This window comes from Pseudomonas sp. JV414, from assembly GCF_032424305.1.
In the GTDB taxonomy this organism is placed as follows: domain Bacteria; phylum Pseudomonadota; class Gammaproteobacteria; order Pseudomonadales; family Pseudomonadaceae; genus Aquipseudomonas; species Aquipseudomonas lini.
In genome coordinates, this window is the sequence record NZ_VYKC01000002.1 from 314,572 (window position 1) to 329,875 (window position 15,304).

12 protein-coding genes are annotated in these 15,304 nt (G+C 55.1%); 11 read left to right on the top strand and 1 reads right to left on the bottom strand.

Features of this window, described 5'->3' with window-relative positions; all coding sequences use genetic code 11:
- The first annotated feature begins 60 nt into the window (after positions 1 to 60).
- The 3 genes from F6R97_RS02440 to F6R97_RS02450 are packed head-to-tail and all read left to right on the top strand — an operon-like array spanning position 61 to position 2,807.
- On the top strand, positions 61 to 1,245 hold the full coding sequence (locus F6R97_RS02440) for an acetyl-CoA C-acyltransferase family protein (protein ID WP_038983038.1): 1,185 nt from the start codon (positions 61 to 63) through the stop codon (positions 1,243 to 1,245).
- A gap of 13 nt (positions 1,246 to 1,258) precedes the next feature.
- Positions 1,259 to 2,110: a 3-hydroxybutyryl-CoA dehydrogenase gene (locus tag F6R97_RS02445; RefSeq protein WP_038983037.1), complete on the top strand. Its 852-nt coding sequence runs from the start codon at positions 1,259 to 1,261 to the stop codon at positions 2,108 to 2,110.
- Positions 2,097 to 2,807, top strand: a complete 711-nt coding sequence (locus F6R97_RS02450) for a TetR/AcrR family transcriptional regulator (RefSeq protein WP_231669764.1) — start codon at positions 2,097 to 2,099, stop codon at positions 2,805 to 2,807. Before F6R97_RS02445 ends, F6R97_RS02450 begins: the two co-directional genes overlap by 14 nt.
- Positions 2,808 to 3,050: 243 nt before the next feature.
- On the opposite strand, the gene F6R97_RS02455 is transcribed toward F6R97_RS02450, so the two are convergent.
- A complete protein-coding gene (locus F6R97_RS02455; protein WP_050683127.1) occupies positions 3,051 to 3,647 on the bottom strand; it encodes a TetR/AcrR family transcriptional regulator in 597 nt (198 codons plus the stop codon).
- A gap of 512 nt (positions 3,648 to 4,159) precedes the next feature.
- Between F6R97_RS02455 and F6R97_RS02460 the strand changes: the two genes are divergently transcribed.
- The 8 genes from F6R97_RS02460 to F6R97_RS02495 all read left to right on the top strand — a co-directional run bounded on the left by F6R97_RS02460 (position 4,160) and on the right by F6R97_RS02495 (position 15,193).
- Positions 4,160 to 5,173 carry an SDR family oxidoreductase gene (locus F6R97_RS02460; protein WP_048393087.1) on the top strand — a complete coding sequence of 338 codons (1,014 nt, stop codon included), beginning with the start codon at positions 4,160 to 4,162 and terminating at the stop codon, positions 5,171 to 5,173.
- An 80-nt stretch (positions 5,174 to 5,253) separates the two neighbouring features.
- The gene (locus F6R97_RS02465; protein WP_048393084.1) at positions 5,254 to 6,774 is read left to right on the top strand and encodes a class I adenylate-forming enzyme family protein; all 1,521 of its coding nucleotides are present in this window, start codon (positions 5,254 to 5,256) and stop codon (positions 6,772 to 6,774) included.
- On the top strand, positions 6,764 to 7,375 hold the full coding sequence (locus F6R97_RS02470) for an HAD-IB family hydrolase (RefSeq protein WP_038983033.1): 612 nt from the start codon (positions 6,764 to 6,766) through the stop codon (positions 7,373 to 7,375). Before F6R97_RS02465 ends, F6R97_RS02470 begins: the two co-directional genes overlap by 11 nt.
- A gap of 3 nt (positions 7,376 to 7,378) precedes the next feature.
- Positions 7,379 to 9,142 carry an FAD-dependent monooxygenase gene (locus F6R97_RS02475; protein WP_315865972.1) on the top strand — a complete coding sequence of 588 codons (1,764 nt, stop codon included), beginning with the start codon at positions 7,379 to 7,381 and terminating at the stop codon, positions 9,140 to 9,142.
- Between the two features lie 118 nt (positions 9,143 to 9,260).
- Positions 9,261 to 10,346: an acyl carrier protein gene (locus F6R97_RS02480; protein ID WP_315865973.1), complete on the top strand. Its 1,086-nt coding sequence runs from the start codon at positions 9,261 to 9,263 to the stop codon at positions 10,344 to 10,346.
- 82 nt (positions 10,347 to 10,428) lie between these two features.
- On the top strand, positions 10,429 to 13,875 hold the full coding sequence (locus F6R97_RS02485; RefSeq protein WP_315865974.1) for a beta-ketoacyl synthase N-terminal-like domain-containing protein: 3,447 nt from the start codon (positions 10,429 to 10,431) through the stop codon (positions 13,873 to 13,875).
- A 59-nt stretch (positions 13,876 to 13,934) separates the two neighbouring features.
- Positions 13,935 to 14,411 carry an SRPBCC family protein gene (locus F6R97_RS02490; protein WP_315865975.1) on the top strand — a complete coding sequence of 159 codons (477 nt, stop codon included), beginning with the start codon at positions 13,935 to 13,937 and terminating at the stop codon, positions 14,409 to 14,411.
- Positions 14,412 to 14,494: 83 nt separating this feature from the next.
- Positions 14,495 to 15,193: an outer membrane protein gene (locus tag F6R97_RS02495; protein WP_038983028.1), complete on the top strand. Its 699-nt coding sequence runs from the start codon at positions 14,495 to 14,497 to the stop codon at positions 15,191 to 15,193.
- Positions 15,194 to 15,304 lie beyond the last annotated feature (111 nt).

A 15,304-nucleotide genomic window follows, 5' to 3' on the forward strand; every position in this document is an offset into this window, starting at 1 on the left:
CTGTGGCGCTGCTGATTCTAGACTCGTGCCCAACAAAAAAGACCTATTCAGAGAGCCAACATGAACCATTCCGATATTTTTGTAGTGAGCGCCGTCCGTTCTGCCATCGGCAGCTTTGGCGGTTCACTCAAGGATGTGCCGCCGATTCAGTTGGCAACCGACGTTTGCCGCGCCGCTATCGAACGATCAGGCCTGGCGCCCGAGCACATCGGCCATGCGGTGATGGGACATGTCATCCCGACCGAGGCACGCGATGCCTATATCTCCCGGGTCGTAGCGATGAATGCTGGCCTGACGAAAGAGACTCCCGCCTTCAACGTCAACCGTCTTTGTGGTTCGGGTTTGCAGGCGATTGTCAGTGCCGCGCAAAGTTTGATGCTGGGGGATGCGGGCGCTGCGCTGGCAGGTGGCGTCGAGTCCATGAGCCGAGGCGCGTACTTGTTGCCGCAGGCGCGCTGGGGCGCACGAATGGGCGACATGCAGGCCGTCGACTACATGCTTGGGGCCCTGCAAGACCCGTTTGCCGGTTTCCATATGGGTATCACCGCTGAAAATATCGCCGAGCACTATGGCATCACGCGTCAGACCCAGGATGAATTGGCGCTTCTCAGCCAGCAGCGTGCTGCCCGGGCGATTGCCGAAGGGCGTTTTGCCGGGCAGATCGTGCCGATCGAAGTAGCGACTCGCAAAGGGACGGTTTCGTTTGCGACGGATGAGCATGTACGGGCTGAGGTCAACGCCGAGCAGTTGAGCCGCATGAAACCTGCCTTCAAAAAGGACGGTAGCGTCACCGCCGGCAACGCATCCGGCCTCAATGATGGTGCCGGCGCACTGATCATGGCCACGGGCCAAACTGTTCAGGAACAAGGCCTCAAGCCAATGGCTCGACTGGTGGGTTATGCCCACGCAGGCGTTGAACCTTCGATGATGGGGCTGGGACCGATTCCCGCCACCCGCCTGGTGCTCAAGCGCGCCGGCCTGACCGTTGCCGACCTTGATGTGATCGAGTCCAACGAAGCCTTCGCTGCCCAAGCCTGTGCCGTAGCGCAAGAACTGGGCTTCGATCCGCAGAAGGTCAACCCCAACGGTTCGGGCATCTCGCTGGGCCATCCAGTGGGCGCCACTGGCGCGATCATCGCCACCAAAGCGATTCACGAACTGCATCGCTGCCAAGGCCGTTATGCCCTGGCGACCATGTGCATCGGCGGCGGCCAAGGCATCGCCGTGTTGTTCGAGCGGGTTTGATAAGGACATGCGCATGAATCTTCAGAACATTGGCGTCATCGGCGCCGGCACCATGGGCAATGGCATCGCGCAAGTCTGCGCCGTGGCCGGCTTCAACGTGACCTTGATCGACATTTCCGAGAGTGCCTTGAAAAAGGCAATCGCGACCGTCGATAAAAACCTCGATCGGCAGGTCGCCAAAAACACGCTGACGCACGAGCAAAAGCTCGCCGCCCTCGACAAGATTCGCACCAGTACCGATTACAACGGCCTGCAAAACGTGCAGATGGTGATCGAAGCCGCCACCGAAAACCTCGACCTGAAACTGCGCGTGCTGCAACAAATCGCCGCGCAGGTCAGCGCCGACTGTGTGATCGCCTCGAACACGTCGTCGCTGTCCATTACTCAACTCGCCGCCAGCGTCAGCCAGCCTGAGCGTTTCATCGGCCTGCACTTTTTCAACCCGGTGCCGGTAATGGGCCTGATTGAAGTGATTCGTGGCCTGCAAACCAGCGATGCCACCCACGCCCTGGCGCTGGACATGGCGACCACACTCGGCAAAACCGCAATCACCGCGGGCAACCGTCCGGGTTTCGTGGTCAACCGGATTCTGGTGCCGATGATCAATGAAGCGATCCTGGTGTTTCAGGAAGGCCTGGCCAGCGCCGAAGACATCGACGCCGGCATGCGCCTGGGCTGCAACCAGCCGATCGGCCCGCTGGCGTTGGCGGACCTGATCGGCCTGGACACCGTGCTGGCCATCCTTGAAGCCTTCTACGACGGCTTCAACGACAGCAAATACCGCCCCGCTCCGCTGCTCAAGGAAATGGTCGCCGCCGGTTACCTGGGACGCAAAACGGGGCGCGGTTTCCATGCCTACGCCTGAGCGTTGCTCGCGCTTCGCCGAATACCGGGATAAGGTGCTGGAGCTCTTTGCCAGCAAGGGTTTCGGTCAGGTCGGCATGCGTGAGCTCGCGACCTGCCTGGGGCTCGCCCCGGGCTCGCTGTATCACCATTACCCCAGCAAACAGCACATGCTGCTTGACCTGATCGAGGAGTTTTACGAAGAGCTGCTCGCCACTCTGGGACGCATCGAACAAACGGCCCCGGAAAAACGCGACAGACTCAACCAATTGATCCGCGCGCACCTGAATCTGCATCAGGAAATGCCCTGGCATTTTCGTCTGGTGGAGCGCGACGGCGGCTGCCTGAATGAAGAGCAACAGGAACGGGTCCGGCAACTGCGCGAGCAGTACGAACGCAAGTTGCTGCTGATGCTCGGCATCCGACTCCGACTCAGTGAGCAGGGCCGGATGGCCGCAAGTCATGCCATTGCCGCCTTGCTCAACAGCGCGCCCAGTTGGCTGACGCACTATTCGCTGGATGAACAAGAGCGCGATAACCTGATGGAAAACATGGTCAGTGGCGCCATCGAGCGGTTGCTGGCGCCCAAACGCACACATGAGACGATAAGCGCCCGACGCCCGGAACCAGATAAGGATAGTGATCCGAAAGGAAGTGACGAACATCGCCCTCGCCATTCAGAGTTCCGTGAAAATGGACGATCTTCGCGTCGTGCGTAAAGGACTAGATCGATGATCTTTAGGGAAGAAACTCATCTTTGCCTCCTGTGCTTGACGGCACCGGGCACTCGGCTTCTAGAACAAGAAATACAGGAGAATTTGTCATGGGACGTGCGAGTTGCATGTGTACTATTACGACAGACTAGTCATTCCCTGAAACACAGAGGGGCCTATTCGCATCCTGCCCGAGGTCTGAGCCTCGGACATGCGAATAACGTATATATCCCAAGGTATGGCAGCCTTCTATAAAGGCTCGGCTGTCTGGATAAGCGAGTTCAACACCAGCTTTATCTCAGAGGCCGGATCTTTATGTCCTTGCAGTATCAAACCTTCCGACAAAGCGGTGAAAGTCCTTGCAAGATCGGCATACGCCAAAGGAGGCTTCTTGCCTGCATGATTAAATATGATGGTAATCAGCTTGCCCAAGGCTTCACTGTTTTCCTGATGCAGATCGTAGTAATGCTTTGAGAACTCTTCATCGCGCAAGGCGATTAGTTGCAGCTCAGCATCAAGAATCGCACAGCTGGTGTTATTTTTAAGCGTGTCAATATAGGCATTCAATCCATGGGTTAACTCTTCCGATGAATACCCCGAAGTCAAAGTAACACTCAACCGATCTATTTCAACTCCCTTAAACCTCTGAGTCAACTGCAGAAGCAAGTCCGCCTTACTTGTAAAGTTTGAAAAGAAGGCGCCCTTCGAAAAACCGGCCTCCTCGGAAATAGCGTTGACGCTGGCGGCGTGAAAGCCTTTTCTCACCATAAGCTCAGTGGCAGTATCGAATAATTTGTCTCTTGTTACTTGCTGACTTTCTTCTCGACCTAATCTCTTTTTAATCACGCCTCGGCTCCTTTGGCCAAACAAAAAATCTATTTGTAACTGAATGGAACATATCTGACACACTCACTGCACAAAACCTGTATTAACTATCATATCTTATACCAGACCTTATTAATAACTTTGTGTATAAACTTTTAAGGAGTGCCATGTAAATGCCATGCATCGCGCCGACGGGAGGGGGAACTCCAGATGGGCTGCATCGATGATTTTTCGTGCCTTGTGACTCCCCCAGGAGGCAATCGAGGGGTGACTGACATGTCTTGCGATGACCTTGATCCGCTCGATCCGGGTGAATGCCTGCTGTCGACAACGCTCTAAACCGCTGGATCTTCGTATTTTTGGTCGGGGTTCAAGGACGTCAACCTTCCGGCGCCATTAAATACCGCTTGATTTTCAGATACCGAATGGTTTTTACTTGCCGCCGTTGATGCAACCAACGCCTGATCAAAGATCGAGCCCGGTGACATCAATCTCAATGCAGCAGAAGGTTACCCCACAGGAGCTGGATTTTAATGGAATATGCCTTTGTTACAGGCGCTACAGGCCTGCTCGGTAATAATGTGGTTCATGCGCTTTTAAAGCGAAATATCAAAGTAAAAGCGCTGGTTCGCTCCATCGAAAAAGCCAAGAAGCAGTTTGGCAACCTGCCTGTTGAACTTGTCGAAGGCGACATGCTCAATGTCGATGCCTTCAGTCATGCCTTGCAAGGCTGTGATGCCTTGTTTCATACAGCTGCCTATTTCCGCGATAGTTACAAAGGCGGAAAGCACTGGCAGAAACTGTATGACACTAATGTGACGGGGACCGAGCAATTATTGCAAGCCGCTTATGCCGCCGGTATTCGTCGTGCAGTCCATACCTCCTCGATTGCGGTGTTGAAGGGCGATAGAGATCAAGTGATCGATGAAACAATGTCTCGCAGTGAATTGGAGGCTGACGATTACTACTTGAGTAAAATATTGTCTGAACAAAAAGTTCAGGAATTTCTGTCACAACACCCGGACATGTTTGTCGCCATGGTATTGCCAGGCTGGATGTTTGGCCCCGGTGATATCGGCCCCACCTCATCAGGACAGTTCCTGCTCGACTTTGTCGGAAAAAAATTGCCCGGCGTACTGCCTGGAAGTTTTTCCGTTGTCGATGCCAGAGATGTGGCGGAGCATCAACTTGCGGCAATCACACACGGCAGATCCGGAGAACGCTACCTGGCAGCCGGCAATCACATGGACATGAAAAGCATTTTCCAGGCGCTCGCCAGTGTCAGCGGCGTAAAAGCGCCCGAGCGCAAAGTGCCACTATTCATGCTGCGTGTCATTGCGTTGATCTATGAAGGTTATTACCGGATCACAAAAAAACCGGTACTCATCAGTACCTCCACTGTCAAACTCATCGAGCAAGAACAAGGGCGCACCCATTTTAGCCATAACAAAAGCTTAAATGAGCTGAAGTGCAAGTTCCGCCCCGTCGCTGAAACATTGACCGATACCCTGGACTGGTATCGGAAAAATAACTACATAGATGCCTAATTGAAACAATTCATATATAGCCTGCCTCTGTAGTACTTTTTTGTCTAACCATAAATTCAAGGATTGAGAGAGGTTGGTAAATGAAAAGCCTTTCATATAAAGAAGGTTTTCTGCATCGGTTCGTCGGTTTTTCAAAGTCTTTCCCCGACCACATTGCTATCCGAAATCTGGATGCGGAAGAAGATACCGTCACTTACCGCGAGTTGCGAATAAAGGCTGAAGAGTGCAATGGCACCCTCACAGCATTGGATGTATTGCCGGGCGACAAAGTAGCGCTTGTTCTACCTAATGGGGTGGAGTTCATCGCTTACTATCTGGCGATCATCGGGCGCGGTGCGGTTCCGGTCATTCTCAACTACAAACTGACGTCATTCGAAATGACCAGCGTCATCAGCCTTGCCAGGCCGACGCTGGTCGTGACGACCGAAACGCTGTTCGAACAGCATAGCGAGACATTTCAGCCTGCCTACGGCGTTCGTCACTCCTTGGTGTTGAACGCCGGAAGCGAGCCGTCATCGCCCCTGCCCGACAACGCAACGGCGGATTCTCGGCTTCCACGACAGACCGAGCCCTTGTTATTGCCCGAAGGTAATCCGATTGTCTCGGTACAGTTCACCTATCGGGGCATCGGTAAACCTCTGGCCGTTTCTCACCGCTACCTTGACCTGACGCAATCGAGCGATGGGTTGCATGAGCAGTTTCATCTTCAAGGCGTCGGGTCCGTTCATCTGGTGACGCTGCCGCTGTATGCCATCTTCGGACTGTCCGTGATGATGGTTTTTCCATTGAGCGTGGGTGCCACCCTGCTAATGACCAACACCCTGCTCAATAGGGATCTGGCAGAAGTCTTGTCTGAGCATAAGGTCACCTTTGCCTGCCTGGTGCCCGACGTCATTCGCTACTTCAATACGCGACTGGCCAAACGCAAAGGCGCGCTTTTGCCGATGCACCCACAGCTGATGATTTATTCGGGTGGCAGCCATTTACCGGCGGACGAAGCCGAGAAACTGGGCAGGCTGCTGGGCTGCAATCCGGTGCTGCAAGGCTATGGTTTGACCGAGAGCATGCCGGTGATCGTCCAGAGCTCGATTGGCAAGGTCCATCGCGGCGCCATGGGCCAACCGATTAGTGGCGTAGAACTGCGGGTTATCGATGCCGAGGGGCGGGATGTCGCACCTGGACGTATTGGCGAACTGCTGATTCGCGGCTCGATGGTGATTGACGGCTATAACGACGCAGAGGACGCCAATGCCCGGTTCTTCCGTGATGGCTGGCTACACACGGGGGATCTGGTCTGGCGGGACGACGATGGACATGTGTTCTTCTATTGCCAACGCCTGCGAATCTCGAAGATCAAAGCGCAAATGGTCGACCTGACGGAAATCGAATCCATTGCCCTGAAGCATCCAGACGTGGTGCGCGCGAAAGCTTACATCGTCCCGGACAACAAGGAGGTCAACGTACTGCACCTGTGCGTTGAAGGGAGCGGCGGCCTGACCCAGAGCGCTATCTCTACCCTGCTCTCGCGCTACCTCTCGGGCTTCAAGTTGCCCAAAACTATCGAGATCATCTCTCTCAAGGAAGAGATTCATGCAAGCTAATGGCACACAACCGGTACTGGCCGTTTTTGACTTTGACGGCACATTGACCGACAGACATACGTTCTGGCGCTACATGCGCTTTATCGTGGGCACCAAATCGTTCTGGCTCAGGATCATTCCCCTGCTGCCCAAAATGCTCAGTGTGATCCTTGGCATCACGCCGTTGATGCAAGCCCGACTGGCGTTCATCGCCTGTTATCTGGGCGGACTGTCAGTCGAGCAAGAACGCGAGCATGCCAAGTATTTCATTAGCGAGCAGCTACCGCTCTGGCTCAGGCCCGAGGCCCTGCGCCGGCTGCAATGGCATCAGTCCATGGGACATGTCACTGCGCTGGTCAGCAATTCGCCGGAAAACTACCTGATTCCCTGGGGTCAGGCAGCGGGTTTTGACTATATCTGCGGCACCCGCCTGGCGACTTCGAAGAACAAACTGACCGGAGGGATCTCAGGTACCAACTGTGTTGAGAGAGAAAAAGTCACACGGCTCAAAGGCTGTCTGAGCAATCTTGATGACTTTTACATTTATGCCTACGGAGATTCATCAGGTGACGATGCTCTTCTCGGCATTGCCAACTCTCCCTTCTACAGAAACTGGTACTGACAGATGAACACGCTGAGCACTTTGGCCCCCAAGCACTTCAGGCAACCCGGTAACACCCCGACAGTTATGATCGTAGGCGCCGGCCCTATTGGCCTGTCCCTGGCAATCATGCTGAAAAAGTGGGGCGTCTCTTTTCGCATTATTGAAAAGAATGCCGGCCCCTCGACCGCTACCAAAGCGATGGCCATCCACTCCAGAACCCTGGAAATTTTTCGAGATCTGGGCGTTGCCGATCAGGCCATCAGCGACGGGTTCACTATCAACCAGTTTTCGGTGCAGTCGAACGCCAAACGGGTACTGAACTACAACTTCTCCAACCTGGATGCTACCTATCCCCTACTCCTCAGCCTGCCACAACCGCAGACAGAGAAGATTCTGCTCGAGCGACTGAATACGTTGGGAGCAGATGTTGAGTGGAATACCGAACTGGTCGATATAGAAAACCAGCCGGGATCGGTACAGATGACGCTTCATCATGCGGACGGCAGCGACGAATCCTTTTCCAGTCGTTGGGTGGTCGCGTGCGACGGAGCTCGCAGCAACATTAGAAAACGTCTTGATATGACCTTCGAAGGATCGTCCTACGACCGATTCTTCATGCTCGCCGATGCCGATATCGAGTGGTCTGGTAGTAAGGACGAAGGTGCTTTCTTCCTCGGTGCACAGGACGGTTATGTGGCGGTCGCGCCAATCAGCGACCATTCCCGTTATCGACTTTTCATCGAGATGCCCTACAACCTGCCACCAGAAGGTGAGCGCCCTTCCTTGAGTCTGGAGAACTTTCAGCGGTTGTGCGAAGGACGCGGGCAAAAGATGACGCTGTCCAATATTTCATCGACCACCATCGCCTCTTTTCAACATCGCCGCGTGCAGTCAATGCAGCAAGGCTCCGTGTTTCTGGTAGGCGACTCGGCGCATATCGGCAGCCCGATCGGTGGGCAATGGATGAACCTGGGGGTTTCCGAAGCCTATAACCTGGCGTGGAAAATGGCCTATGTCGATCAGGGCCTGGCGGACCCATCATTGCTGGAGAGCTACAACGAAGAGCGCTACCCGGTTGCCCTGGAAGTCGAGAACACGGCACACCGACTGACCGGACTGATTACCGTAAAGCATCGCGCCCTCGTTTGGCTGCGCGACAATGTTCTGCCATTGCTGAGCAACAGGCGCAAGGTTCAGCGCAAATTGCCCTCGATGATTTCCGGTCATCAGTACCACTACGGCAAAAGTGATTACATTCAAGAATCGCTGACGAAAAAGCAGCGCAAGAATTGGAACAAAAAAGGCAAGAAACCCGAATTTCAGGCATCTGTGCCTCGCGCAGGTCAACTGGCTCCCGATGTCGAGTTGTGGCAACTGCAAGGCATGCCACCAAAACGCTTGATCGACTTGTTCCACGGAACGTTCACGTTGTTGATTTTTAGCGCCGCCGATCAGTTTTCACCTTTATTACCGGGCTATTACTCGCTGGCCGAGTCGGTGGAGAAGGACTACCCGGGCATCAAGGCTTATTGCGTTATTGATGCACTGAATAGCACCGAGTTGCCTTCCTGGCACTCGACATTGCTGGACCCCGATTGGCGGTTGCACAAGCGTTACCATGCCAAAGAGGGCACGTTGATGCTGATTCGTCCTGATGGCTACATCGCTTTCCAGGGGGCTGATGCAATGACGCTCTTCACTTATCTGAACGTGAGATCCGGGCTGCTCAAGGGCGCCAGAAAAACAACATCTTCCGAGATCGACGCAGTGCAACTCCAACTTTAAGTCTCTATATGGCTACTGCCAGTTTGGTTCATTGATTCACACAAGGCCCACCCGTGGGCCATGACTTTTGATTTCTTCCTTATAGAAAACTTATACCGACTTTGGTTAGGAGAACCTCATGCGCTTCCAACTCAACGATGTTGTGCAGGAATTCATCGTGTCCAATGGAAAAATAGCTCATAGCTATTTCTCTCTTTCAGAAAAGATCATTGATTCACTTTGCGAATCCAATGTAGCAAAAGAATCAATATTGATGCGTCTGCTGGAGCAGGCCGAATCTGTCACGGCACATTACTTCAATGCTCATCAACAAGTTCTCGAGGGCGTTTATGCCCACGGGATTGAAGCCCCCGTCAATAAAAACCTTCCGGTGCTGGAACCCGTGCACTCGAACCCGGTAATACAGGCATCGGCGCCCGTTGCCGAACAAACACCTGCACTCAGTTACGGGCAATGGTTGCGCGCCGAAATAAGCTCCGTCACTGGATTCAAAAAAGAACAAATCGACTTTGATCAAAGTTTCGAGAGTCTGGGCATCGACTCTCTGGGGTTGGTCGATATTTTCGAATCCCTGGCCCAGCACTTCCCGGAAAAGAAAGAGCTCACCTCACTGCTCTTTGATGCCCCCACCCCTACCGCCTTGCTGGCGCGGCTTGAAGCCAATCCGCAGGCGCCTGGCATGGATATCGAAGCATGGGTACTTGAGCAACTGGCGAATATCACCGGTTTTACGGTTGACCAGATCGACCAAAAGCAAAGCTACGAAAGCCTGGGCCTGGACTCCCTGGTGCAGCTGGACTTCCTTGAGTCGGTTGTCGCATTGTGGCCGCAACTCAAGGCCAACAGCACTGAGCTGGCCAACGCCAAGTTCCCGCAGGAAACAATCACCCTTATTAAAGCCGCCCTGGCCACCCCTGAGTCGACATCAACACTCTCCACCGAAGTGCAATCACCTGCCACAACGGACTCCCAAGGGCAGATAAGCGATCTGCTTTTCAACTCCCTGTCACCCCTGATCCCGGACGCGCCACAGTCGATCGACATTGAGACGCCCTTTGCACAGTTGGGGCTCAACGGTTTCGCCCGAGAAACACTCTGCCAATCAATGGCGCAACAGTGTTCCGCCAGCGAGTTTGCCGGTGAAGCGCTGATGTCGCGTCGTACGCCGCAGGACGCCTTGTCGCTTCTGACAAGACTGAGCTGAGCACTGAGCCGCGGTAAAAAAATGGCATGGAATCCGGGTGATCGAACAGATCACCCGGCATTTGGCAATCAGGAGATAGGGTATGAGTGGCGCGGTAACGACAGAGGGCGATTTTTGCTTCAGCGCAATGGCTGGCGAGTTTCCCGGGGCACCGTCAACGGATGCGCTTTGGCACTTGCTCTGCGAAGGACAGATCGCTCCTGTCAATTCGATGCTGACACGCTGGGAACTGAATAAGGCGTCAATCTATTCAGCAAAGGCAGGAGAAAAGGATCGCGTTTACCTGGACAGTGCTTTTTGCCTGACCGATGACCTATCAATCCCTTCAAGGCATGAAGGACGGCAGGTCGCCATCGGTAAGAAAGTTCTCCAGACTCTCCTCGCCCAGCTTGCCGGACAAGGCTCGGCACTGATCAAGGAACGCACCGCATTGGTGGTCGCGACGTCCTGGAGTGACGAGAGTTATTTCGTCACAGGAATGTCCGAAAAAGCCGATGCACCAAGGGGCCATTCATTCCAAGGCTATACGCCGGGTGAACAAGTTGCTGAACTGGCAGCAGCTTTTGCCTTCGGTGGCCCGGCGTTATCGGTAGACACCGCCTGCAGTTCGTTCCCCTATGCAATCGATATGGCTAAGGCCCTGGTCAATAGCGGACAGGCGGATAACGCGATTGTCATGGCACTGAACACCGTGCTGCCACCGGCGCTGTTTCTGGGGTTCTCGCAGTTGACCGCCTTTTCCTCCCGGGCCCAAATGCAGGCGTTTGGCCAGGACGCTGACGGCATAGTGCCGGGCGAATGTGCAGTCGCCTTTCTGGTCGAACCCCTATCCCAGGCGCTGATTGCGCAGCGCCGCCCACTGGGCGTTTTGCGGGCATTGGGACTTTCCGCCGACGGCGCCGAAGGCTCAGTGTTTGCGCCTGGCAAACAGGCCCAGTACACGGCTTACCAGCGTGCCTATGTCGGTCTTGATCCCAATGATGTGGATTACATCGAGACCCATGGCACCGGTACACCGCTGGGTGATGCGACAGAGCTGGGCTCATTGAACAGCTTCTTTGCCCCCCACCGCACAGACGACAAAAAAATCACCATCGGTTCGATCAAGTCCGTCATCGGTCACCCGCTGGCCGCCGCCGGAGGCGCTTCGCTCGCCAAGGCGTTGATGATCTTGCGTCACAAAGGTATTCCGCCTCAGCCCGACTACCGTCCCAGCGCAAAAGTCGACGAGACCTGCCTGCAACTGGCCACAGAGCAGGTACAACCCCTTGCTGATCGTCAGTCGGCAATCCGGGTAGGCATCTCCAGCTTTGGTTTTGGCGGCGCCAATGCGCATCTGGTGGTGGATGAATACATTCCCGACAACCACCCTGCCGCCCCCCTGGCCGTCCCTTTAGCCGCCCCCGGCGTGTTGATGCTGGACCTGGCCATTGTCGAGGCTGAAGCGGCGATTGGCAGTCATTGCTCATTGCAGTCATTCAAGCAACAGCTCGATCAGCCAGCAGCACCCTCCGTCATTTTCCCTTATGGGCGCTTCGTTGATTACGCCGCTGCGCCAGCCCAGCCTTTACTGGGAAAATTCCTGGCGCAGGATCGCGTCATCGACATCGACGGTTTCGGCATGGGCCCCAAGCCTCTGGCCCATGTCGATCCGTTCAAGCTGTTGATCACCGATCGCGTCAACCATTTACTGCGACGCTTGCCGTCGGGTGTGGCCGGCTCATCCGGCACTGCGATGGTCATGTGCTGCAACATGGGTGGCGAACGCTTCAGCAATGCGTATAGCAGCGCTCACAACTTCTACGGCCAGGCTCAAGGCATGCCACCGGGCGTGGAGGTGACGGACGTGGCAACCATGTTGCCGAATATGTTGTCCGGCTACCCGGCGCAGATTTTTGACTTCAAGGGTTTCCATCAAACACTGGTTGGCACCCCGGGTTTGTTCTGGCAAACCTTGCTGGCATCCCGGCAATGGTTCAAGGAGGGCATAACCACTCTCTTGCTCGGTGCAGGACGCTTTATCAGTGCTGAAATCGAGATCGAACGCGCCCGACACTCGGCGACCGTGCAAGGTGAAGGACTGGGGCTGATTGCGCTGCGTCCTTATCAACCGGATTCCAGCGACAAACCTTTGCTGGTGATCCGCGCAGCGGTCCTCGCCCATGCCGCGAACTCGCTGGATGAGGCTTGCCAACTGCTGGGCAAAGAGCGCGGTCATTACCAGAACATTGAAGTCTGCGAGCTGCAACCTGATGCGACTCATGCAAGCGGATCACTGCAAGAGATTACCGGCTTCCTGGCTGAAGCCAGCGGCATCGAAACCCTGCTGGCGGTGATGTTGAGTGCATCGGCTCACACGGTGATCGAGGTTCGCGAAGCCGGCAAGGCAGTGATGTGGTTATTTACTGAAAAGCTTCAGGAATGGAGCCCGGCAGCAGCCGAAACCACGCCTGCCATCAAGCATCCCTTCACATTGCGCTTTGCTCACTCGGCACCCCACGAACTGCAGCAGGTCATCGCGCCTGCTCGCCCTGTCAGCCTTGTCCGCGAGGCTCAACACGACGGCGTCGACGTGCTGCAACTCAGCGACATGCTGACCAACACCCTCCTCGCAGGGCTGCGTGTCAGAGTGCGCGCCATGGAGAGCCTTTTCACCCTGCACCGTGGCGCTGAAGTCCAGCGCCCGGCGCACTGGCAACGTTGCCCGGAAAACATCGTGATCGCCAACGTCCAGCGAGGCCCTCAATCACTGCAGGCCCAGCTCGTGGTGAATGAAGCGCACCCTTACTTCTTCGATCACCCGCTTGATCACATCCCCGGCATTTTATTGCTTGAGGGCGTGTTGCAACTGATTGAACTCGCCATGCCACCATTAAGTGGACGAGTCGCCTATGTCAAAACCCTGACTATCAAGTTCCAGCAATACGTACAAAAGCAGGGTGTGATTGATCTGCATCTGGAACACGGCGAAGCCCCCCAGGTATTCAATGCGAAGGTCATGCAGGCCGGAAAGCTGATGTGCACCTGCATCCTTGGAATGGCCTACAGCTCGGCGTTCGAGACATTGCCCGCCGGCGAGTTCACGGCCACTCGCTGCCGCGACAAGGCCTTGCTGCACAAGGCCAGAGAAGAAAACGTCATCGTCAGTGACATGAGCGGCATCGCTCAGGGCTTGAGCGTGGACACGCTCAAGCTGCCGGATGAGCACTTCTTCCAGGAAGGCGACCCCGAGCACTATTCGATGGTGTATTTCCTCGAAGTTGCCCGCCAGTGCTACATGCAGATTGCCCACAGCTATCTGCGGATTCCACTCAAGACCCCGATGAACCTGCTGGCCTTGAGTTTCACCCTGGATCGGCCAATCCCCAGGAGCAGTCCGCTATCGTTGGCACCGCAAGCCGGTTTTGACGCGCAACATCAGCCGTTCAAAACCAACCGCATCTATATCGACCTGTTCAACCGGGGCGAAAAAATCGGTCAAGCCAGTATTACAGCTCAAGTGCTGAGTCAATCCGTACCCGCAGCCTGAGACATTGAATTGATCCCACTCTCCAGCATGACCGTGCCCCCAACAATCAAGGTGTCGCCGTGAACGATGTCAAAGTGCAAGTCATAGTCAAATCGCCGCCCGCTGAAATATGGAAGATCTGGAGCAATTTTTCAGAAGCGCCGTTATGGGATACCGACGTCAGCCATTGTGAACTCAATGGCCCGTTTCAACCTGGGACACGAGGCAAATGCATCCTCAAAAATGGCCTGAACATGCCGTTGAAACTAGAGGCGGTGAGCATGCATGAAAGCTATCGGAACACGGCAAGACTGCTTTGGATCGACCTTGAATTCGATCACCAGATGCGCAGGCTTTCCCCGAATGAAACCCAGGTCATCCATAGCGCGAAGATCTCTGGCCCCTTGAGTTTTTTATACCGTGGGCTGCTACGCAAAATGCTGACCGCGGCAATGACCACCGCACTGGGCAACCTGTGCACTTTGGCTGAACAACGAGCGAATGCCATCAGTACCCCAGGGCTCGAAAAACCTGGAGCGCATTTGCACCGAGTATGAAATATCCCGGGAGGAGAGTGTTGAACGCTCGCTCCCGAACACGCTTCGCTTACTTATCGATAACGGCACACTTCGGACCGAGCATGAACCTACTAAAAAAACCTCAGTATCTCGTGATGGGCGTCATTGGCATGGGTTTTATCGCCCCGGAGTCCAGTTCCGCCGACACGCTCGGCCCCTACATCAGTGTCATGGGCGGCCTGAACTGGGTTGCTCCGCAGGACCTTAACCAGAACAACCTCGATTTTGTCGAGATGGAGTTCAACCAGCCGTTACACTCCGGCTTCGCCACCGGACTGGCATTGGGCTGGCGATTTCCCATCGGGCTCAGACCTGAAGTGGAAATCAGCTACCGTAAAAACACCCTGACCCAGTTCAATAACCGGGTCTACGAAGGCGGCGGGAGCATCGACGGTAAAGGCGAAGAAGAAGCCACCAGCCTGATGGCCAACCTCTGGTATGACGTCTTGAACCTGCCAGCACCCTTCAGCCGGTTCACCCCCTATATTGGCGGCGGTCTGGGCTACACCACCCTGACGGTCAGTGGCCTGGAAGCCGGCGGCGTCCAGTTCGGCGGCACCCATCGCGACACCGTATCGGCCTTTCAACTCGGAGCCGGGGTAGGTTTCGAGCTCACCGATCAATGGTCCTTGTCCATGGATTATCGATACCTCAAGACTCGCGATGCGCACTTCGGTGACATTCAGGGCCTGCCCCAAGGCGATGTGAGCACTGACTATAGCGCCCAGTCATTAATGCTCGGCCTGCATTATTGGTTCTAAGCGGTTAAACAGATCGGCGCCTTGCAAGGCGTCGCTACGACAAGCCGGTGAATAGCTTCGGCGCAGAGTCTCACCGGCTTGCGCCCTTTGTCAGAGAGAATTAAACAGGTT

Bases quoted from the DNA above. Each gene is read 5' to 3' on its own strand.
- F6R97_RS02440 (WP_038983038.1), top strand. From the start codon at position 61: ATGAACCATTCCGATATTTTTGTAGTGAGCGCCGTCCGTTCTGCCATC.
- F6R97_RS02445 (WP_038983037.1), top strand. From the start codon at position 1,259: ATGAATCTTCAGAACATTGGCGTCATCGGCGCCGGCACCATGGGCAAT.
- F6R97_RS02450 (WP_231669764.1), top strand. From the start codon at position 2,097: ATGCCTACGCCTGAGCGTTGCTCGCGCTTCGCCGAATACCGGGATAAG.
- F6R97_RS02460 (WP_048393087.1), top strand. From the start codon at position 4,160: ATGGAATATGCCTTTGTTACAGGCGCTACAGGCCTGCTCGGTAATAAT.
- F6R97_RS02465 (WP_048393084.1), top strand. From the start codon at position 5,254: ATGAAAAGCCTTTCATATAAAGAAGGTTTTCTGCATCGGTTCGTCGGT.
- F6R97_RS02470 (WP_038983033.1), top strand. From the start codon at position 6,764: ATGCAAGCTAATGGCACACAACCGGTACTGGCCGTTTTTGACTTTGAC.
- F6R97_RS02475 (WP_315865972.1), top strand. From the start codon at position 7,379: ATGAACACGCTGAGCACTTTGGCCCCCAAGCACTTCAGGCAACCCGGT.
- F6R97_RS02480 (WP_315865973.1), top strand. From the start codon at position 9,261: ATGCGCTTCCAACTCAACGATGTTGTGCAGGAATTCATCGTGTCCAAT.
- F6R97_RS02485 (WP_315865974.1), top strand. From the start codon at position 10,429: ATGAGTGGCGCGGTAACGACAGAGGGCGATTTTTGCTTCAGCGCAATG.
- F6R97_RS02495 (WP_038983028.1), top strand. From the start codon at position 14,495: ATGAACCTACTAAAAAAACCTCAGTATCTCGTGATGGGCGTCATTGGC.